Raw genomic sequence first — 19,260 nt, 5'->3', positions numbered from 1 at the left:
CGTGAGCGGCTCGCTACAGGATACCTGCGTCGCCGGTTCACCCACCGGTTTGGATGATAATTGCGACGGACTGGACCAAAACTGTAACGGCGTCGCCGACGATGCCTATGTACCAACCGCGACCTCCTGCGGTGTAGGAGAATGTGCGGCCGCCGGTCAGATGGTGTGCGTGAGCGGCACTCTCCAGGATACTTGTGCGGCCGGTTCACCCACTGGCCTCGATGACGATTGCGATGGCCTCGACCAGAACTGTAACGGCCTAGCCGACGATGCGTATGTGCCGATACCGACTTCCTGTGGAGTCGGCGAGTGCGCCTCAACCGGATCGCTTGCTTGTATTGCCGGAAGCATGGTAAACACTTGCTCGCCTGGTCTCCCGGCAAGTGAAATCTGTGATGGCCTGGACAACAATTGCAATGGCGTTGTTGATGACGGCGGCGACGCTTTGTGCGACAATGGCCTGTACTGCGATGGCGCCGAAAGCTGCGGCGGCTCAGCCGGTTGTCAGCCCGGAATCGCGCCGGCCGTCGACGACGGTATTGCATGTACGACCGACTGGTGTGATGAGACAAATGATCTCGTAGCCCATACGCCGAACGATGCGTACTGCGATAACGGCGTCTATTGCGACGGCATGGAATATTGCGACCCTGCGCTTGATTGCCAGCCGGGAGTCCCCGTTGCATGCGATGATGGAGAATCCTGCACCGCTGATTCCTGCAATGAAGAGATTGACGCCTGCGACAACATCCCCATCGATAATGATGGAGATGGATACAGTATCTGCGCCGGCCCCGCTCGTGATTGCGACGACGGCAACGATGCGGTGAATCCTGGCGCGGCGGAAATCTGTAACGGCGTTGATGATAATTGCGATGGCAACGAGGACGAGGGGAATCTTGACGCCGATTGCATGATCGACGGCTGCTACGGGAACATCTATTTCGATTATTACTGCGCGACCAACGATGGGGCCGGATGCCTTTCGGTCCAATACGATACAGACCTGGATGGAGACGGGTACAACATCGAATGCGAGGGTGACTGCATTGACGATCCCTCGCTAGACGTCCCCGATTGCGGCCAAACTTACACGTGCGCAGCCGATATACATCCGAACGCTCCCGAAGTGTGCGAGGATGGAGTCGATCAGGACTGCCTGGGCGGCGACAGCTTATGCGAAGGATGCGATCAAGACGGCGACGGATACAGGGTCGGTACGTTCTTCTGCAGTCTGTGGCAGGGTCGCGATTGTGATGACACCAACGCCAACGTTCATTATGGCGCAGAGGAAATATGCGACGGAATCGACAACGACTGCGACGATGGCTTCGGCAGCTACGACACCGATCCTTCCACGGGAGTGGATAACCGCGATGCCGATGCGGACGCTGTCAACGACTGCAGCGGCGCCGACAAGTGTCTCGGCACGATACTGCCCGAATCTATCCCGACCGTCGAACTGAAGCCGAATAACTACGCCGATATCGACGGCGACGGTGTCCTTGAGGTGAACGACCCGCAGGCGGGAATCGTCGACGGTATGAGTCTCGCAAGCACTTACGGTTGCACGTGCGAGCAGATCCTCGATTGCAAGCCCGGGCAAAATAACGGCGAGATCAAGAACGGCTGTTCGCCGGGGACCATCGAAGTCTGGAAAACCCAGACCGGCTGGTCGCAGGAGTGTCAGGATCTTACAACCTATGGTGTGCTGGTGGTCCGCGACGGAATCGCCAAGCCGGTTCTCGAAGATACGGACCTGGACGGCATTCCGGATGTCGATGATACGGACGACGATGGAGATGGCATTCCAGACACAGAAGACCTGATGTCGGAAGACAAGGAGCACGACGGGAGGCCCGATTGGCACAAGAGGAACTGAGCGGCACCCATAGTTGATGTTGATATAGATCTGGGGCATCTCACTGCAAAGACACGGGGGGAACCAAAATGGTTTCCCCCGTTATTTTTTTCCCTGCAGGTGGTGAACGATTTGACCGATATGGGCTGATCCGCTACTTCAGCAGAATCTCGGCGGCGAGGCGCCGCCCCGCCTCGGTGAAAAACATGCGGTCGATTTTCTCTTTGAGCCGGCTTTGGGAGAGGTGGGAGAAATCGTCGCGCAGATTGACGATGAGATCGGCGTCATAGAGCACCTTGAAATTCGACGACTCATCGGCGCGCGGAGCATGATGATGCGCGATGATATCGCACACCTCCGATACGAGATGCGGCTGCATTCCCAATTCAGTCAGGATTCCTTTTGCGATAGGCGGACCTTCTATCTGTTGATAGACTGCAGCCGTGCTGTTGTATTTTCTTTCAGCCTCATGGATGCCGATATCGTGGAGCAGCGCCGCTGGCACAACGACACCGCGATCGGCTGTTTCTTTCAGCAAGATGCGCTCGGCAAAGGACAAGACATCGAGGGCGTGATTGATCCGCCGCGTGTCCGCGCCGAACACTCTTTGCATTTCGGCGGTAATGGCCTCCTTTGGGACGTTTTCCATCATCAGTGGCCTCCGCCGTGGATGAGGGGCGGCAGACACCTGACGCAGACCCACAGGCTCTCGCCGGCGCTGCGGCAGGGAATGAGGACCGTTTCGGTCTCCGGATTTCCGCACCGGAAGCATTCGAGCACAGGAGTTTCTTTGCTGCTCTGTTGCGACAGGTGCTCCTGAACCGCCTCGTGAGAGAACGCATCGGCTTCGCGTTCCTCGATGGTCATCGCGCCTTCAGGACAGATGCCGAGACAGAATCCCGCTCCGTCACACAGGCTTTCCCCGATCAAGCGAGCTTTGCCGTTGACTATTTCAATTGCGCCCTCGGCGCAGGGGACGACGCACGCGCCGCAGCCGGTGCATTTTTCCTCGCTGATGTGAACGATCTTGCGCTTGATTGCCATCTATTTCACCGCCTTTCTGATGATTACAATAGCAGGTATCCGGCGGGAAGACTATGACCAAAGTCACACTGAAAGAAGCCGTGAAAAGAGATTATTGTACGCTCACTTCCTCAGGAGCGAAGGAGGTCCTGATGTTATACTCTTTCATTTTTCTCCAGAGAGTAGAGCGTGAAATGCCCAGCTTTTCGGCGGCGACCGTCTGATTTCCCCCGCACTTGATAAGCGTATCGGTAATCAGGCGTTTTTCCATCTCACTCAGGGTGATGAATTCCGGTTCTGCCGGTTGCGCTTCGCTTGCGGCCGCTGCGACAGCTTCTTCCATCCCGCTCGGAAGAGCCAGCATCGGTTTCTTTATGACCTGCAGATACTCGGGCAGGCTATTGGCCCGGATCACATCGTCGTCGGCCATGATCACCGCATGCTCGATGATATTTTCGAGTTCCCGCACGTTCCCCGGGTACTGATAATTCGCCAGGATGAAGAGAGCCTGCCGGTCGATCTCCCTGATCTTGCGGTTGAAGCGCCTGTTAAATTTGGCGATGAAGTACCGGATGAGCGAGGGCAGCGAGTCCATCCTCTCCCTCAGCGGAGGTATCTTGATCTGGATGACGTTGAGGCGGAAGAAGAGGTCATCGCGGAATCGTTTCTCCTGCATTGCGACAAGCAGGTCCTGATTGGTGGCGGCTATGATGCGCACATTTACCTTGATGATCTTGTTCTCTCCGAGCCGCCGCACCTCGCGGTTTTCGAGCACGCGAAGCAGTTTCACCTGGGTGATCAGCGGCATGTCGCCGACTTCGTCCAGAAAGATGGTGCCGTTATTGCCTTCTTCGAATAACCCTTTCCGATCGCCGGCGGCGCCGGTAAACGCGCCTTTTACATATCCGAACAACTCGCTTTCGAGGAGGGTTTCCGGCAGTGCGCTGCAGTTGATCGCCAGAAAAGGCTTGTCATACCTGTTGCTCATGCGATGAATATATTCGGCGATGATCTCTTTCCCGGTTCCGCTTTCTCCCAGGAGCAAAACGGTGGAATCCGTCGGGGCTACTTTCGTCGCCAGATTAATCATTTTCCGGATGGCGGGACTATCGCCCATCATATCGATGAAGGCAGAGCGCTCGTATTCCCGGAAAGCCATGGAGCGCTCCAGATTCTTGAGCGCACTCTCAATCCCAAACAGCAAGTCGGAGGAGTCGAACGGCTTGACGAAATACATGTAAGCCCCGCGTCTTAGTGATCTTACAGCTTTCTCTATCTCTTCGATCCGGGTCGTGAGCAGAATTTCGGACATCGGCTGGGACTGCTTGATGAAGTTGATCAGGTCGAAGTCGCTCTCGCGCATGATATCCATGTCAAGAATGATAATCTCATAGCTGCGAACAGAGAGAAACTTCAATGTCTCTTCCTGGGTGAGGGCTGTGGTCGTTTCGTGACCCGCTCGAGCAAGCTCTTGTTTAAGGGCGGACCCCAATTTATGGTCTTTTTCCGCAAGGAGTATTAGCGCCATAACGATCTCCGAACGTCAGATTTGCAGTTATATTAGCTTTAAGCTATCTAAATTATAACCAAAGATTTACCATGAATCAAGTGCAACTGTTCTAAAATGGAACAGAAGGCGAAATTTTCGGTAAATGTCGGCCGTGGAGGTTAAATGTGGATGTTTAGCGGATTGAAAACACCCGATCAGAAAGGGCGGTAAATCACTATCAGGTCGAGGGTCAAAAGGAATCCCCAATGCAAAAAGAGGCCGTACCAGATGGAGCCGGTCTTGAGAGCCAGATGGCCGAGAAGGATTGCGGTGGGGACTTCGGCCAGAGTCTCAAGCGGCGATCTGCCCAGTTTCAAGGCGACCGCGGGAATCATAAGAACATAGATAGCGGCATTGCCAATAGAATTTGCCAGCCCAAAGAGCAGAAACCCGCGAAAGAAGAATTCCCATCCCATAAGGAAGACCAGGATGCCGATTTCGTAAAGGAGAAATGCCTCCGGATACATGGCCGCGATGAAATTTTCGGGGCGTCCGGCCGTGACGGCGGGAAAGGATGAGGCATAAGCGATAATCGGAATGAGAACGGCAAGGCAGCCGACGGCAAGGCCGGTGTTCTTCAGCGGGTCATGTCCGAGTGAGAGCCCCCACTGTGATGGTTTTTGGTCCCACAGGATGCAGCCGAGCATGGCGGGGAGGAGGCCGAGAACAAGGAAGGTGGAACAGCCGGAGGCCAAACGCTGGTAGAGCGGCCTTGCCGGATTGAAGAGAGAGTGGGACGGCAGGAGCATTTCAACGAGTGAGCCGATATCCGCATAGCGATGGATAACGAGAAAGAGAACGGCTGCGATGCAGACGAATGGGACGCGCCACTGTTGTTTCATGCGTCACTGGCAGTTCTCCCCCGCTGCTCATCGGGGGCTTGAGGGCCGCGATTTCTTTCCGCCGTCTATATCTTCGACAACTTTGGCGAATCGGCAGCCGGTGCGATCGGCTCCACGTTCACAAGCTCGGCTGTCACATGTCCTATGAAAGTCTTACTCTGCATTTTGAGCGGGATGTGGGGTTCGGATTCACTAATCCACAGAGTCATGACCTTGATCTTTGGGGGTTTGCGCTCCGGTTTATCCTCTATCTTTACGAACTGCGGCTGGATTCGCAGGGCGTCCATTTGATAACCCGCGACGTTAACCGGTTCCCGCTTCTCCACGGTGTAACTGACTTCGTAGGGATCATCCTGGACGAGCACCAGGAGGCGCCGCGAGTCGCCCACCTGCAGTTCCTGGCTGCTCAGTGAGAGGCAGAAGGAAACAGGATCGACGGTGCCGGTTTCCAACTGGATGGTTTTCTGCTTCATTTCCCCCTGTTTCCAGCGGGTGTAGTACGCTTCGGAGGAGTTGTAATTAAAGATTGTCTCGGTTGTTTTAACCTTCTTGTTTTGCTGGTCGTATACCTTCATCTTCAGGGTGCGCCCGGTTGCCGGATCGACAAAGGCAGTGACGTTCGCCCTCATTTTCCAGAATAAGTCGGCGAATTTCGAAGTGCGCGCCGACGCTGAAAAGCAATAATACGGCTGTTTCTCCTCATTTTCGACGGTCACAAACAACTCGCTTTCAGCCGAGGGAATTCCGTTCCAACTGAAGCGATACGTATATTTGCCCTTGGGAATCGGGATTCTGAATTCCTCCAAGGCGGGGGAATTCTCATCGGGCACGGATTTGCCGGCAAGCGAAGGGGCGCCGAAAGCGAGCGGCGCGAGGACGCACAAGAGAATGATGAGCAGTCGGACCCGCGGGCTCGTTCGTAACAAGTACAACATTTAACTTCTCCCTACTGTTTAAGTCGTTCCTGGATATGGTCCAGCAAGATCGAGAGCTCGTCGTAGTCCAGCTTCGCGAGAAACCCTTGCGATTCAGACATGCCGAGCAGGCGTTCGATCTTGTCGACAAGCTCGAGTTTCGACACCTTCTTGAGCTGCGCCTTGATGCGAACCTCGAGAGAATCAACGTCGAAGGGTTTTGTGAGATAGTCGTCTCCGCCGCACTTCTGGCCCTCGATGCGGCTCTGGGCGTCATCTTTTGCCGTCAGGAAAATGATCGGAGTCAGCCGATGGCGAGGGTCGGACTTGATCACTCTGCACAGCCAGAATCCGTCCATTTTGGGCATCATCACGTCGAGCAGAATGAGAGTAGGCCGCGAACGCTCCACCTCCTTGAGCGCCTGTTCGCCCGACCGTGCGAGGACGACCTCATATCCGCGCGACTCCAGGAAGGTCTGCGTGATATCGAGGATATCCTCGTCGTCATCGACAATCAAGATGCGAGGTCTATCTATCTTTTTTGCGGACATATGGTTATACGCGGACCATCAGCTTGTTTGGGAAGGGAACTTCCGCACAAGCTCCTCATAGAGCCGATTGCCTATTGCCAGTCCGATCTCGATGTATTCGGGGCCGTACTGCTTTCCCGTCACCGAACGGAATGTGCCCGCGATTTTCCGTATTCCCGCCATCCCTTTGGGGAAATGGGTCAGTATCAGTTGAATCGGGATATCTTCGTTCGAGATCATATCCCACAGCGTGTCGGTGAAGTTGTCCGGTCCCCAGCGGAACTTGTCGGCGTCGTAGAGCGCGTCGCTGATCATCTGGCCCTCATGGCAATCCAGAGGAGTCGGCTCCGTAAACGCCTCATGATTTCGGATCGCCTGCACTATCCATACGCGCTCACGGTCTTGCAGCGGGAAATCGGCCAGGATTTCTTCCGCGACCAGCGCGCCGTTTTGGGCGTGATCGCGCATCCGCCTGCACACGTCATGAAACATCGAAGCCAGGTGGACGAGCAGCATGATCCGACTTACCCGCTCCGGCTCAAAACGCTGCCGGGCGGTCTCGTTTTGTATGATGGCGCCGGCGTCCACGGCCACCTTCTCGGTATGCTTCAGCCCGTGGCCGAAATGCTCCTCTCTCGCCACAACGATTTGGCGGGATCGTTCCAGGAGAGGGTCTGCATGAAGCATCCTGAAGGAGAGGTCTCTTTCGGTTCGGAGATCGGTACAGAACTTGGGCGCTGCGAACGAATTAGCTATTTGCTCCGCCAATTCTCTGGCTTGTTTATAATCCTCTGCGGTCATGTTTATTTGACCCTGCAGGCAAAGGCGAAAGTTTCCAAATTATAGCACAAACTCTTTCCTGTAATCAAATTGGCGCTGATTCGGCAGCCGAGCAATGGAAAGAGGATTTTTACCTTTGGGAAGGCGCGTAACCGGCGATTTCAGATGTCATTATATTCGCTCCGAATCAGCTCCTGGCCGTATTTGCGCTCGAGGCGCCGAACGATGAAATGGCCGCGGGCGATGTCCTGGAAGTGATTCAGAAAAATCATGTTGATGATCGCTCCGCTGGCCGCGCCGACGACAGGGACCGCGGTGGCCATCGCTTTTTGCGAGACCACGATCCCGAAGCGCGACGCGATCGAATCAAGAAGCCGCAGCAACAACGGGCTGCCTCTGCCGGCGATCCTTCGCCCGGTGAAGTGACTGGTTGCGTCCGAGACAAGCGCGGCGAGCGAGGTGCGCACCGCATAATAGCCGGTTTCGGCGGCCTCATCCTTCTGTGTTCCCCCGCCAAGCGCGAAGACCTCCAGCATGGCGAGTTTCGTCTCGGGATTCTGGATATCCTCTCCCTCGCTCCTGGCGATGTCGGCGATCGAGCGCAGCATCATCACGGTGGAAAAGGGGAGCTCGAAGGGAAGCGCAGCCAGCCCGACGGCGCCTGCCAGGCCGCCCGATAAAGCCACGGAAGACTTATGATAAACAAATGCCGGAAATTGGGACCGCCGCTCCAACGTTCGTATCGCATAATCAAGCGCCTTCTCGAGCGCCTTTCTGGAGGCATCGTGAACGATCGTCATCCAGTTCTCCGGCAGCATCGCGAGGCTTTTTTCGATGGGCCTTCCGGCGACCGCAACTATCTTTGCCACCAGACCCGGATTTTCCAGGAGCCCTTTGGCATATACCAGGTCTTCATGATCCTCTTTTGAGATTTCCATTCCCTGCTCTCGTCCGAATCTTTGTGTCCAATCCAAAAACCCGCAACAATTACTGAAATACTATAACAGACGCGGATTTCTTCCGCGAACGCTTTGAGAAAAGCGTGATCGTATTCTTCCCTTTACTGTCGTTTGAGGCGAATTTATGGCATTTTTATATAGAGGATGCGATCATGCGTTTATCAACGAATTCGGCTTCTAAAAGGAATTAATAAGGAGGAAGTATCATGAAGGCGTTTAATATAATAGCGACGATAGCTTTTGTCATCAGCCTGTTTCTGACGGCCGGAGCTTTTGAAAAAGAAGCGGTAGCATGGGGTCTGCCGGAAGGATTCAATCCGGAAACCGGGAGAATAGAGAAAACATCCGAGGTATACAAAACCGAGGAACTCATCGGCAGTGTTGCCCGGAATGAGCGTGGAGAGCGGCTCGGAATGGTCGAGGAAATCCTTTTTTCCGACGACGGCCGGATCGAGTACCTGGTCTTGGCGCGTGACGAAATTGAAGGCGCCGAGCGCCTCGTTCCTGTTCCGTGGAAAGACGCAAAGGCGGAGATGAAAGACGGCAGGCTTGTATTGAGCCTGGATAAGAGCAAGTTCGACAATGCTCCGAGTTTTGGGCGGAACGACTGGCAAAGACTTGACGATCCCGAGTGGAATCGGGAGGTCCACAGCTATTATTAAATAGCAGGCTCGAAAGCTCTGACAGCGGCACCGTTCAGCCTCGCGAGTATTTCGTTTTCATTTCTTCGAAATACGACAGGTCTTCGGGCGCAATGGATGATTTTATTTTTTCCATTGCCAAGGTGATGTCCTCACCGGTAATTCGCGGATGCGGGGCGTCGGCTTTTCGGATCAAGCACATAGACGCTTCGTAACAGAGCGCGCCGAGGTCGGCGCCGGAATAGTTATCGGTCTGTCGGGCGATTGTCCCCAAATCCACGTCGTCGGTGAGCGGCTTGTCTTGCAGATGGATTCTCAGTATCTCCAATCTTGAGGACTCGTCGGGCGGAGGAATGTAGATCAGTCGGTCGAACCGGCCGGGCCGCATGAGCGCGCTGTCGAGATGATCGGGTTTGTTGGTTGCAGCGATGATTACCACCTGCTTCAAGTCCTCCATTCCGTCGAGTTCCACCAGCAGTTGCGTCACAAGGCCGTGACCGGCCATCATGCCGAAATCTCTGGAAGCTGCGATCGAATCGATCTCGTCAAAGAAGAGGACGCTTGGCTTGTTTTCCCTTGCCCGGATAAACCATTCCTTGATGCCGTCGGTGGTTTCCTTTTTCAGGTCGACCGACAAGAAGTGGGCGCCGCACTGGCCGGCGACGACCTTTGCCATCAGCGTCTTTCCACAGCCGGGAGGCCCATAGAGAAGGATTCCTTTTGGGGGTTTGATTTTGTATTTCTCGTACAGTTGCGGTTTCGTCAATGGCGTCTCGACCGCTTCGATCAGTTCCTTTTTCACCTGCTCAAGGCCTCCGACCTGATTCCACGAGTATCTCTGTTTCTCCTCAGCGGCGCCGGTTTCGGATTTGATCGTCCTGCGGCTGTATTTTTCCTGCAGTTCCTCATATTTCCGAAGAAGCTTCAGGGAAACCGAGGGCTTGGAGGATTTGATCTGCCGTTGGAGCGCAGTCATGTCGATATCTATCTTCTTGCCCGTACGCAGGCTCTCTTGCATGGCCTGTTCGGCGACTTTCGAGCAAACGTCCGCTATGTCGGCGCCCGAAAACCGTTCGGTCAGCCGGGCAAGCTTGGGGAAATCGATTCCTTCCGCGAGCGGTTTTTTCTTGAGATGGACCCGGAAAATCTTCTCCCTGCCTTTCGCATCCGGCAGCGGGATGTAGATGAGTTTGTCGAACCGGCCGGGGCGCAGGGCCGCCGGGTCTATCAGATCGGGTTCATTCGTCGCTCCGACCACGAGCACGTTTCGAATCGATTTGACCCCGTCCATTTCTGAGAGAAAAATCGCGACAATCCTTTTTTCCGGGGAGTCGCTGGTCATGGTCTCGCCGCGCTTGCCCAGCATGTTGTCGATCTCGTCGAAGAAAATGACTGAAGGCGAGTTTTGCCGGGCCTGCTCGAAGATTTTGGTCAAGTTTTTCTCGGTTTCTCCGTACCACATCGACCGGAAGTCGGAGCCTTTCACCGAGTAGAATGACGCGCCGACTTCCTTGGCGAGCACCTTGGCGAACATGGTCTTGCCGCACCCGGGAGGTCCATAGAAGAGAATGCCTTTGGTCGCCTTCAGGTCGTATTTCTTCGCCAGCCGTGAAGAACGACGCTCGAACTGGTGCTGGGTCACGGCCTGGATTTCCCGTTTCACATCTTCAAGTCCGCCGATCGAGTCCCACCTAATGTCACCCAATTCTTCACTGAATTCCTTTTCCTGCACGGTGACCTTAAAGAACACAAGCAAGGCGACGAGCACAACCGAAAAGACGAGTGACTTGAGCAGCATCCAGGAAGAAAAGATATGGTCTCCCGGGAGGCTTTCCACGATGACAGCCTGCAGGAGAAAAACGGACGCTGCCGCCCCGAGGGCGGATGCGAGGAACAGGGGACTGCGTTTCTGGTAGAGTTTACCGGCCGCATAACCGGCAATTCCCCAGGCGCCGATTTGCAGAAAAACAATCGGGGGATGCAGGAGCGCCGGATACAGCGCATGGAAGAACGTTTGAAAGGCGCGGCTCACTTCCGGTGAAGCCATCGACTTGATCCATTGAAACTTGAGGAAGAAATCGGGGTCGGCGACAGGCGGCAAGGAGGCCATCGTGGGTGCGCCCGCAAGGTTTAGGGCCAGCGGCCCCAGTTGATGGATATTTCCGGCGACCATGTACCCCAACCCCGCGATTGAGGCCACCGCCCCGAGTCCCGCGCCTGCGCCGGCGCCCATCAGGATAGCGGCCCCCAGAGGGACAGAATATGCGAGATTCAATTTCAGCAATTGCGGCATGAGCAGGACGGCAAGGGCTTTTCCCGGATATTGGGCGCCATATGAGACGAACAACAGGAAGGCGCCGCCGGCGTAGAGATAGCCCAGCAAAGGGCTGTGGAAGGCGATCGGGAAAAACATAACCGTCAGGCCGGCGGCCAGTCCGAACGAAGCGTGCAGTGCCGTCAGACCCGCAAGCGCCAGTGCCGCAAAGAGGTGAATGTAGGGGGGCGCGACGGGGAAAGCACGAAGACACTGAAGGAGGATGACGAACACGGCCAATGCAGAGAGGCCCCTTTTGAGGGAGTCTCTGTTCTCGCTGATAGCCGCTGTCGCCCGGTCCCGCAGCCGATACACTTCGCGCAACGTTTCAGAGGCCGCCTTTTCTTGCGCGACTGCGGCAATGCCTGATTGTTTCCGTTCTTCTTGACGGCTGGACGGTTTCGAGAAAATTCTCCCCTTTTTCAGATCTTCGGCGCGCTCCTCGACGCGCCGAATGATGCGCGGGTCCTTACCGCCCAACTCGACATATTTTTGGTAATGCGCCAGGGCGCGGGGCGCATCTTTGAGGTAAAGCTCATAAACGAAACCAAGATTCATATGGGCCATCTGGTTGGATGGATCGAGCGAGAGGATTTTCTGATATTGCGCCTTGGCATTGAAATAGTTGTGATTTTTTGCATAGGCCTTGGCCAGAAGGAGATGAACATTAATTTTTTCGGGCGCCAACTCGATCGATCTCTTCAGGACCTGGACCGCGCCATCGAAATCATTTTTTTGATAGAGCAGTTTCCCCAGTTCGTAGTGCAAGATGGGATCGCCGGGCGTTTCTGAAATGCGGTTTTTCAGGGCATCTATCCTGTCCAATGGTCGGCATCCTCTTTAATCGGCCAGACGGCAATTCCTGTCGATGGCTCCTAACTTCCCTCTATTTCAAAAGACACTAATTCATATTTGTAAGTGTTGCTTGCATGTTCTTCCCAGGGGGCCTTTGCGTAATAGAATTTGATCATCCCAACGTTCGGCGCGAACCATTCCTCGACGTCCTCGTATATCTGACGCTTGCCATCTATTGTGGTAAATGCTTTGACATGCAATCTCAGGCAGTTATCGAAAATACCGGCGGGAACGGTTACTGTTTCCGAACTCAGGATCTCGAAATCAACGATCTCGTCGCGCACTCCGTCCGCCGCGTGCATCTTTCCGTCATGATGCCAGCGGTCGCCCACTTTCGGAGAAGGACTGATATAGAGAGACGGCGGGTCCAGGGCGGCTATTTCGGGAGAGACAACGGGCACGAGAACGCCTGCCAGATATACGCCGTCGGGTCTTTTCTCGAAGTACAGTTTCACTCCGTCAACATCTTCGCGCACGATCACTTCCCTTCCGTTCAACTGCGTGTTGCCCGCGCACCGCGTAATGATTTCCTTGCCGTCCTGACCGCGGTAGCGCCACTCACTTCCGATTGCGAGGGGGAAATAGTCACGCGTTTCATCCGCTTTCCGAAGTGGAGCGCCTTCGAGATGCTCGATATGCAGGTCATCGATCTCCACCTTTGTGTTCAGCGCGCGGAATCCGACCATGCCGATCTGCGACGGGCACTTTTTTGTCTTCACCACGGGTCGGCCGTCCACAAGGCATTCCACATCTGGGCCGTTTACGAGGCATTCCACCTCTCGCCATGTGTCGTCCATCTGAAAGGGAACATTGTCGCTGATGTTCTGCCAGTTTTGCCAGTTGTTATGCCTGATTTTCAGCGTGCCGTTATCGAGTTGAACATAGGAATAGCCCCGCGGATCACTCAGGAAATTGCCGCGGAAGCTGAGCCACATGTCGCCGCCGGAAAGAAGTCTTGCGCGAAACCTGACTCTGCAATCTCGCCAGATGTATGGTTTCAGCGTGAGGGTCTCACCCCCTTCGCCGTTTGAGCGCAGGACTCCTTCTCGCGCCGTCCAATGGCTTGGCGGATGAACCAGCCACTCGCTCAGGCGAAGGGAGTCAAAGTTCGAATGATACTCCGGCGGCGTTATCGTGCGGGCGAAGCTTTCATCCGTTTTTCGAAAATCAGTCAGCAAGACAGTGCCCGAATTTTGATCGGTAACCGATTCTTGTCTTACGAATCCGACGCCCGGGGCCAGCCACTGCGTGAGGCTTTTCACCTGCTCGATCTGACTTACATCAGCTTCCATCCTCAAGCAACGAAGGGTCCCAAAGGGAACGGTCACTTCCTCGACGGCAGTCGCTGAGACTCGCACGGAATCAACCCCGTAGACCAAGTCGAACCCGGGAAAGCTCATGTTCCATTCCGAGCCCACCCGGGCGGGGAACTCGAACTTGCGAACCAGCGAGGTTTCGTCCTTCTCCGCGTATTCAGCCACCGCGTTTTCCATCTTACGCCAATAGGTTTGTCGTGTTCCTCCCGCCTCGCTGAAGTAGTCCATCCGGATCAGGCCGGGGTTGCCTTCCACGCTCTCCGCCTGCACGACGACGTTGAACATAAGGTCGGGAGATTCATTGGCGGTTGCCGTATACGTCCATCTGAGGCCGGGCGCCATCGGAAAGTCTTTTGCCCGGATCACAAACTCGCCGGGCTCCGCCAGCAGCAGCCATGCGGTTCCGGCGAGCAGGACGGCGCACGTCAACAGTATTGCGAGAGTTCTCTTGCTCCGGAACAGACCCGGCGCCCGCCGATTGTCTCCCGGGTTCGGGTGTGACGTTGCTGGTTTTTGCTGCAATCTCGACCGCTTTCGCGCCTGCAGTTCCTCATAACAGTCGTCGCAGAATGGCCGCCCCTGCTTGTCGAGGTGGGGCTTTTCGTCAAATTCTTCTTTGCATCGCGTGCAGGTTTGCATCATGGTTTTCTCCGTCTGATTGCCTTCAGGAACGGGTCATTCATCTCCGAGGGCGGAGGCGCTGAAGACCAGACGCCACTGCGTATCCTCTTTAGCCAATATATGAAAGATAGGGCTTTCCATCTTTTTGCGCGCTTTTGTTTGTTCTTTCATGACGCTGATGGACTTCGCTATGGGTCCATCTATGATGATTCGGCGGTTGACGTGCTTGTGTTCGAGGAAGTCCTCGTCCGCCCACCGTTTTGCCGTTCCGTCAAGAAGCTGCGCTTTGTTCAGAACAAGAGCCATTGAAGGGTCGGCGGGTTTCTTGATAAGCAGGATAAAACCTGAATCAGAGATCAGCGAGGAAAGCAGGCCCATGTTCTCGTTGACGTAGGCCTCCTCGAGTTGATCGAGCACACGGTTAATCGCGGCCTGGTCAGCCGATTGGGCCGATGCTGTTCCTGATGGAGCAATGGATATCACGAGAAGAAGAAACAAGAAGGTCAATCCTTTTCCGCACGCTTTCATAACTGAGCCTCCTTTAGAAAATCAGTTGCTGATATCTTCGACGCGCACGTAATCGACTTCAACGCGTGTATTTAAGGTTCGAAAACCGATCTGGCCGGCATCAATTGGGCATCTCTGTGCAGACACAATCGGTTTTCCGTCTATGAGGCATTCGGCGGAAGCATCTCTTATAACCAGCTCAAAGGTATGCCATCTCTGGTCGCCCTTCGGCGCTAAAATCATCTTGCTGATGTCCCGATATTTTTCTCTGATGTTCTGATAGCGGAACTTGCCCGTGCCGCCGTCGATTTGGTAGCAGGAGTATCCCGGCGGGTCTCCGTGGAAATTTCTGCGAAATTGGACCCAGAAATCATCGATGCCGGAGGCGAACCTCATGCGAAAGCATATTCTGCAATTTTTCCACGTTTTGCCGGTAAGGATTATTTCCTCGCCGAAGAAGCCGCTGGAAGCGAGGACGCCGTCGGAAACGGTCCAACTGCCCGAAGGTATTTGCCATTCATCGAGATTCGGCGAGTCGAAGCCTGTGTAAAAACAGGGTCGCAAAGGGGGACTTGCGCCGCGATTCGCGAATGCGGTCTTCGGTTTCGCATAGAGTATCCCGTTCCATTCCCAGGTGATCTTTGAAACATATTCGCCGTGGTCGCGATCGGAGGCTTTTTTCACGTCTGTAGCGGTTTGAAAGAGGGTCCATTCGAAGTCGTATAGCGAGGTATCGGGGATGAAAGGAGCGGAAAACGGCTGATCAACGGTTCCAGTCAGTCTGAAGACGTCGCCGGGTTTGGGCCCTGTTGACCGTTCCCAGGCGGTTTGATCGCATAAAACGCGGCCCTTGGCCTCGCCATAGCGTTCGGAATTCCAGACAAGCATTGTCGATCCGAATTGTGCCGGTTCCGCGGTTGTATGAAGGACGCCCAACGGCGCGAAGTCCCACTGCTGACCGAACGCCTCGCGGGTTCCCGGTTCGTAATGAAAGCGTTCAATTGCCTCCAATATTCTGTATTCGTTGTTCTGCCACCCGTATCTAAAAACCTCTGTCCCTGAAGCCGTTTCAAGAATTTCCTTGCCTTCGCCCAGAAGATCGAAGCTGTCGCAGTCATTCGCTTGCGCCGAGCCGGCGCCGGCCTGCGTTGCATCACCGACGAGCGAGATCAAGAGATGGACTCCTCCGGAATTATCATGAAAGAATCCCCGGGAATCATGGACAAGCAGTCTTGCATACTCGTTCTTTCCCAGGAACATTTGGCAGGAAAGGCCTTTCCCCGCACTTTCCGCAGCCTCACGGGTGGGTTGCATGCCGATGTTTCCGACAGCGGCATCCCAATTGGCAGGATGAGGGTTGTCGGGCGCAAAAGGGCCTCCGCCCCATTCAGCATGACGGTTCTTGTAAATAAGCACCATGGTATTCCAGCCGTGCCAGTCCGGATGTCCGGGCGCCGCACTCGGCGGGCACGCCTGAGCGGCGCCGCCGGTTATCGTGAAGCGATAGGAGCCATCTGCAGGGGCAATGAATTCTACGCCTTCGGATGTGGCGGGCACATAGATGTCTTGCGTGAAGTTTTCATCCGCAGCGGCGACGGAAATGAGGCAGAGGAATGACGCTGCGATCAGGGCATAGAGTCTCATGAGTCCCGCGTGCTCTCGAATCGTTTCGGGTGTGAAATTTTTGATCGGTTCGCGCTTTTCCGTCATTATATAAAATGAAGCGCAAAAAGGCGAATCAGCGGCGGAGCGGGGATGCGCGAGGCGCATACCCGCCCCTTTCCACGTGGTGTTGAGTCCCGCGCCATTACTTGCCCATGTTGGACTCGGCCGCCGAACTGATGAGGGCGTCGCCTTTAATGCAGACAGTTTCACAAATACACCTGCCGAACAACCTCTTACCGTGCCACCGCCAAAAAGGCCACGATGGCGCCCGCCATGATGATAACGAGGACCAAGAGCCAGATTTCCGCCCACGAGAGGCCAACGGTCTTCTTCCACAGGAGAATCTTCTTATTTCCGGTTTTGAAAAGGCCGCGCGCCATCGTCCTCATTCCTCTTTTCCCGTCGAGGGTCCAGTCGACAGACAGAGCAATTGAATTGCCACTAATGGCTATCAGACATAAGCAGTTGATACATAAAGATTTGGCAGACGGTCGGCCGGATAGCGCGGCCGGGATTTCTGGCGAATGGGGCGGAATGCCCAAAGCGAGATGGGGCAGGATGCCTCACAACTCTAAATTCTCGATTTTCGATTGAAATTCTGGGAGGCGCATCCGCACTTCCCACTCGATGTTCTCTTCGACGCATTTGGCCGAAGGCAGATTTAAAGGAAAGGCAATTCCGATTCATGGTGCAGAGATAGAATGGCGGATCAAATATTCTGCTCCGGTTTCAGCGCCTTCACTTTTCGAAAGAGGGTTTTGCGGTCGATGCCAAGGAGTTTTGCGGCCTCTCCTTTTCGGCCACCGCATTTTTCGAGCACGCTCATGATATGTTCCTTCTCGATTTCATCGAGCGTTTTTATTCGCTGATCGGCCGCGGCATCTGCTTGCCTCAGTCGAAACTCCACCACATCCTGATCGCTCATTTTCGCCTCCCTTCTTCTCCTCGTCCGGCGAACCTGATGCGCCGGCGTTGATTTTCCCTTATGAGCGATGAGCCTGATCGCCGAAAGATGCTCGCGAGCCGCGATCTCCTTCTCTGTCGCTGTTCCCAGGATCAGGGCACGTGATCGAAATCCGAGGAAGTCGTGGTGCCCCATCCTCCGCTCACGGTGGAGACATCATGCGCCGCGACATTCGACCCGCCCCCGCTGACGCTTGCTGAGAGGCCGCTTGCCGTGTTGGAATTGCCGCCACTGACGGTGGAATGGACTGCGCCGGCCGTGTTGTCCCATCCACCGCTGACGCTCGAATTGTCGCCTGCAGCCCGATTGTAGCTGCCGCCGCTGACTGACGCCGCGAATCCGGCTCCGGAGCCGGCGGCCTTGTTGTACGACCCGCCGCTTACGCTGGTAGCCCAGCCGGCGGAATCGTTATTGAACCCGCCACTCACGCTGGCCGCATAGCCGCCCGCCCTGTTGTTTTCTCCGCCTGTTACCGACGTGTACAACCAGGAAGAAGTATTATGGAACCCGGCAATCAGGCCTCCATAGCTCGAGTAGCGGTGTTCGGGTCCTACAACCAGGTTATGGGAGCCGCCCCTTTCACCCGCCAAAAGACCATCTGGCTCTTCGTTATATCCTATGATCAGGTTTCCAAGACCTGACGGAGGATCGGGCCATGGCATATTGATCGTCGAGCCGCTACCGCTCCTGATATGGATATTGACACCTGTAAAGATGAGGTGCGGACCGGCGAGACCGTCAATTTCTCCGGCTTCCATACTCACACAGGCGAGCTTGCCTTCTAATTCGTCCACTCTGGCCTGCAGGGCGGCGTTTTCGGTCTCCAACGCGTCCAGTCTCTCCATGACGCACATTGCCCACGCCTTCACGGAATCCGTCGGACAGGACCAATCTGCGGCCGAAACGCTTGAGGCCAGCAAAACCATCGCCGCTGGCACAAACGCAAGAAACAGGTTTCGAGGTTTCATTTTGTTCCCTTCCTTTCGAATCACGGTTTCCCCATGTTTCTTTGAGTCTCTCTACGGATAGGAGACGCCTCCGACCGTCGCGCTCTCGAGGATGAGCACTTCGGTGAAGCTCTCGACGAGTGAGCCGTCGAGCGCCGTCGCCGTCATGGTTATATTTTTTACCAGGCCGATCCCCTTGGCGAACCACAGTTCGTCGTTCATGACGGCCGTGTGCCAGGTTGTCGTATAGGAATGAGCCAGGTTAGCGCGGACACAATCAGGGAACGTGCCGGCCGGGGTGGCAACTGTTTCGAGGCCGTTTCCGGTGTAGCTCATGTAGCCGGTCATGCTTCCAATCGGGATGCCGCCCGACATATAGATCGGCGCGTCCTCATACGGAGTGAGCTTCGAGAATCCGATATATCCGTATGGGTTGCATATCTGAACCGGGCAAAAAACGACGTACGAGTAGTCCGGATTCTGAGTCTGGACCAACCACACGCCGGTATCGTCGCTCACGTACCAATCGATCTTTCCGTCCGAATTTTCCATCCGCATACAGGTCACGCCGCAGATTTCGTCGGTTCCCGTCACGGTTATCGTCAATGTGCCCCCGCCGGAACGCGCGTATGTCCACGTGTTGCCGACTTCGAGCGGATAATATTCCATGGCCTTGAACGTCGGGTCTTCGACGCCGTAACTCCCCGTCATCTGGAAAGCCAGCTTCAATGGGTTCCACTGGAAGGCCGCCCAATACAGATGTGGCCCAACGAGTCCGTTGTGCATGGTGAATGTGGTGGGGCCGGTTACCTCCATGCCGGCGCTCGTGATGTCGAGCGGAACGGAGAGTCCGGGCGAGGCGGTAAGCGCGAGAAACGCAATTGTCGCAACGACGGTTATCAGTCTTTTCATGATTTCTCCTCCTTTTGTTGTGCCCTCGAGTGAGCCGAGGGTTTCAAACCGGCTTCAGAT

General features: G+C 55.2%; 17 protein-coding genes. 2 read left to right on the top strand and 15 right to left on the bottom strand.

The features are described from left to right. Position 1 precedes the first annotated feature (1 nt). Positions 2-1,882, top strand: a complete 1,881-nt coding sequence (locus C4520_17250; protein ID RJP17249.1) for a hypothetical protein — start codon at positions 2-4, stop codon at positions 1,880-1,882. A 133-nt stretch (positions 1,883-2,015) separates the two neighbouring features. Here C4520_17250 and C4520_17245 read toward each other — a convergent pair whose 3' ends face one another. From C4520_17245 to C4520_17210, 8 genes are all read right to left on the bottom strand, one after another. Further along, positions 2,016-2,633 carry an HD domain-containing protein gene (locus C4520_17245; protein RJP17248.1) on the bottom strand — a complete coding sequence of 206 codons (618 nt, stop codon included), beginning with the start codon at positions 2,631-2,633 and terminating at the stop codon, positions 2,016-2,018. Next, complete coding sequence (locus C4520_17240; protein RJP17247.1) at positions 2,513-2,905, bottom strand: ferredoxin; 393 nt, start codon at positions 2,903-2,905, stop codon at positions 2,513-2,515. Before C4520_17240 ends, C4520_17245 begins: the two co-directional genes overlap by 121 nt. A 91-nt stretch (positions 2,906-2,996) precedes the next feature. Then, positions 2,997-4,412: a sigma-54-dependent Fis family transcriptional regulator gene (locus C4520_17235; protein RJP17246.1), complete on the bottom strand. Its 1,416-nt coding sequence runs from the start codon at positions 4,410-4,412 to the stop codon at positions 2,997-2,999. 176 nt (positions 4,413-4,588) lie between these two features. Continuing rightward, on the bottom strand, positions 4,589-5,275 hold the full coding sequence (locus C4520_17230) for a hypothetical protein (protein ID RJP17245.1): 687 nt from the start codon (positions 5,273-5,275) through the stop codon (positions 4,589-4,591). A 65-nt stretch (positions 5,276-5,340) separates the two neighbouring features. Next, positions 5,341-6,210, bottom strand: a complete 870-nt coding sequence (locus C4520_17225; GenBank protein ID RJP17244.1) for a DUF3108 domain-containing protein — start codon at positions 6,208-6,210, stop codon at positions 5,341-5,343. 11 nt (positions 6,211-6,221) lie between these two features. Then, entirely contained in the window at positions 6,222-6,740 is a 519-nt protein-coding gene (locus C4520_17220; protein RJP17243.1) for a DNA-binding response regulator, read from the bottom strand. An 18-nt stretch (positions 6,741-6,758) separates the two neighbouring features. Continuing rightward, positions 6,759-7,406 carry a hypothetical protein gene (locus tag C4520_17215; protein ID RJP17242.1) on the bottom strand — a complete coding sequence of 216 codons (648 nt, stop codon included), beginning with the start codon at positions 7,404-7,406 and terminating at the stop codon, positions 6,759-6,761. A gap of 254 nt (positions 7,407-7,660) precedes the next feature. Further along, positions 7,661-8,437: an EcsC family protein gene (locus tag C4520_17210; GenBank protein RJP17241.1), complete on the bottom strand. Its 777-nt coding sequence runs from the start codon at positions 8,435-8,437 to the stop codon at positions 7,661-7,663. 227 nt (positions 8,438-8,664) lie between these two features. Between C4520_17210 and C4520_17205 the strand changes: the two genes are divergently transcribed. Continuing rightward, a complete protein-coding gene (locus C4520_17205) occupies positions 8,665-9,120 on the top strand; it encodes a PRC-barrel domain containing protein (protein RJP17240.1) in 456 nt (151 codons plus the stop codon). 34 nt (positions 9,121-9,154) lie between these two features. Here the strand turns inward: C4520_17205 and C4520_17200 are convergent, their stop codons facing one another. From C4520_17200 to C4520_17170, 7 genes are all read right to left on the bottom strand, one after another. Further along, positions 9,155-12,238 (bottom strand): AAA family ATPase, encoded by a 3,084-nt coding sequence (locus C4520_17200; protein RJP17239.1) that lies wholly within the window; start codon positions 12,236-12,238, stop codon positions 9,155-9,157. 50 nt (positions 12,239-12,288) lie between these two features. Further along, positions 12,289-14,226, bottom strand: a complete 1,938-nt coding sequence (locus tag C4520_17195; protein RJP17238.1) for a DUF1080 domain-containing protein — start codon at positions 14,224-14,226, stop codon at positions 12,289-12,291. A gap of 33 nt (positions 14,227-14,259) precedes the next feature. After that, positions 14,260-14,733: a hypothetical protein gene (locus C4520_17190; GenBank protein ID RJP17237.1), complete on the bottom strand. Its 474-nt coding sequence runs from the start codon at positions 14,731-14,733 to the stop codon at positions 14,260-14,262. Positions 14,734-14,754: 21 nt separating this feature from the next. Further along, positions 14,755-16,482 carry a DUF1080 domain-containing protein gene (locus C4520_17185; protein ID RJP17236.1) on the bottom strand — a complete coding sequence of 576 codons (1,728 nt, stop codon included), beginning with the start codon at positions 16,480-16,482 and terminating at the stop codon, positions 14,755-14,757. Positions 16,483-17,086: 604 nt separating this feature from the next. Then, positions 17,087-17,476, bottom strand: a complete 390-nt coding sequence (locus C4520_17180; protein ID RJP17235.1) for a hypothetical protein — start codon at positions 17,474-17,476, stop codon at positions 17,087-17,089. Further along, positions 17,434-18,309 carry a hypothetical protein gene (locus C4520_17175; GenBank protein RJP17234.1) on the bottom strand — a complete coding sequence of 292 codons (876 nt, stop codon included), beginning with the start codon at positions 18,307-18,309 and terminating at the stop codon, positions 17,434-17,436. Before C4520_17175 ends, C4520_17180 begins: the two co-directional genes overlap by 43 nt. A gap of 51 nt (positions 18,310-18,360) precedes the next feature. Further along, positions 18,361-19,200 (bottom strand): hypothetical protein, encoded by an 840-nt coding sequence (locus C4520_17170; GenBank protein RJP17233.1) that lies wholly within the window; start codon positions 19,198-19,200, stop codon positions 18,361-18,363. Between the last annotated feature and the right edge of the window lie 60 nt (positions 19,201-19,260).

Source organism: Candidatus Abyssobacteria bacterium SURF_5, from assembly GCA_003598085.1.
GTDB lineage: Bacteria > Abyssobacteria > SURF-5 > SURF-5 > SURF-5 > SURF-5.
The sequence above is the reverse complement of the archived record's forward strand: the minus strand, read 5'-3'. Positions and strand labels throughout refer to the sequence as shown.

Coding starts and splice junctions, on each gene's coding strand:
- C4520_17205 (RJP17240.1), top strand. CDS start 8,665: ATGAAGGCGTTTAATATAATAGCGACGATAGCTTTTGTCATCAGCCTG.
- C4520_17190 (RJP17237.1), bottom strand. CDS start 14,733: ATGAAAGCGTGCGGAAAAGGATTGACCTTCTTGTTTCTTCTTCTCGTG.
- C4520_17210 (RJP17241.1), bottom strand. CDS start 8,437: ATGGAAATCTCAAAAGAGGATCATGAAGACCTGGTATATGCCAAAGGG.
- C4520_17180 (RJP17235.1), bottom strand. CDS start 17,476: ATGGGGCACCACGACTTCCTCGGATTTCGATCACGTGCCCTGATCCTG.
- C4520_17245 (RJP17248.1), bottom strand. CDS start 2,633: ATGCTTCCGGTGCGGAAATCCGGAGACCGAAACGGTCCTCATTCCCTG.
- C4520_17240 (RJP17247.1), bottom strand. CDS start 2,905: ATGGCAATCAAGCGCAAGATCGTTCACATCAGCGAGGAAAAATGCACC.
- C4520_17235 (RJP17246.1), bottom strand. CDS start 4,412: ATGGCGCTAATACTCCTTGCGGAAAAAGACCATAAATTGGGGTCCGCC.
- C4520_17215 (RJP17242.1), bottom strand. CDS start 7,406: ATGCTTCATGCAGACCCTCTCCTGGAACGATCCCGCCAAATCGTTGTG.
- C4520_17230 (RJP17245.1), bottom strand. CDS start 5,275: ATGAAACAACAGTGGCGCGTCCCATTCGTCTGCATCGCAGCCGTTCTC.
- C4520_17220 (RJP17243.1), bottom strand. CDS start 6,740: ATGTCCGCAAAAAAGATAGATAGACCTCGCATCTTGATTGTCGATGAC.
- C4520_17225 (RJP17244.1), bottom strand. CDS start 6,210: ATGTTGTACTTGTTACGAACGAGCCCGCGGGTCCGACTGCTCATCATT.
- C4520_17170 (RJP17233.1), bottom strand. CDS start 19,200: ATGAAAAGACTGATAACCGTCGTTGCGACAATTGCGTTTCTCGCGCTT.
- C4520_17185 (RJP17236.1), bottom strand. CDS start 16,482: ATGCGCCTCGCGCATCCCCGCTCCGCCGCTGATTCGCCTTTTTGCGCT.
- C4520_17175 (RJP17234.1), bottom strand. CDS start 18,309: ATGAAACCTCGAAACCTGTTTCTTGCGTTTGTGCCAGCGGCGATGGTT.
- C4520_17195 (RJP17238.1), bottom strand. CDS start 14,226: ATGATGCAAACCTGCACGCGATGCAAAGAAGAATTTGACGAAAAGCCC.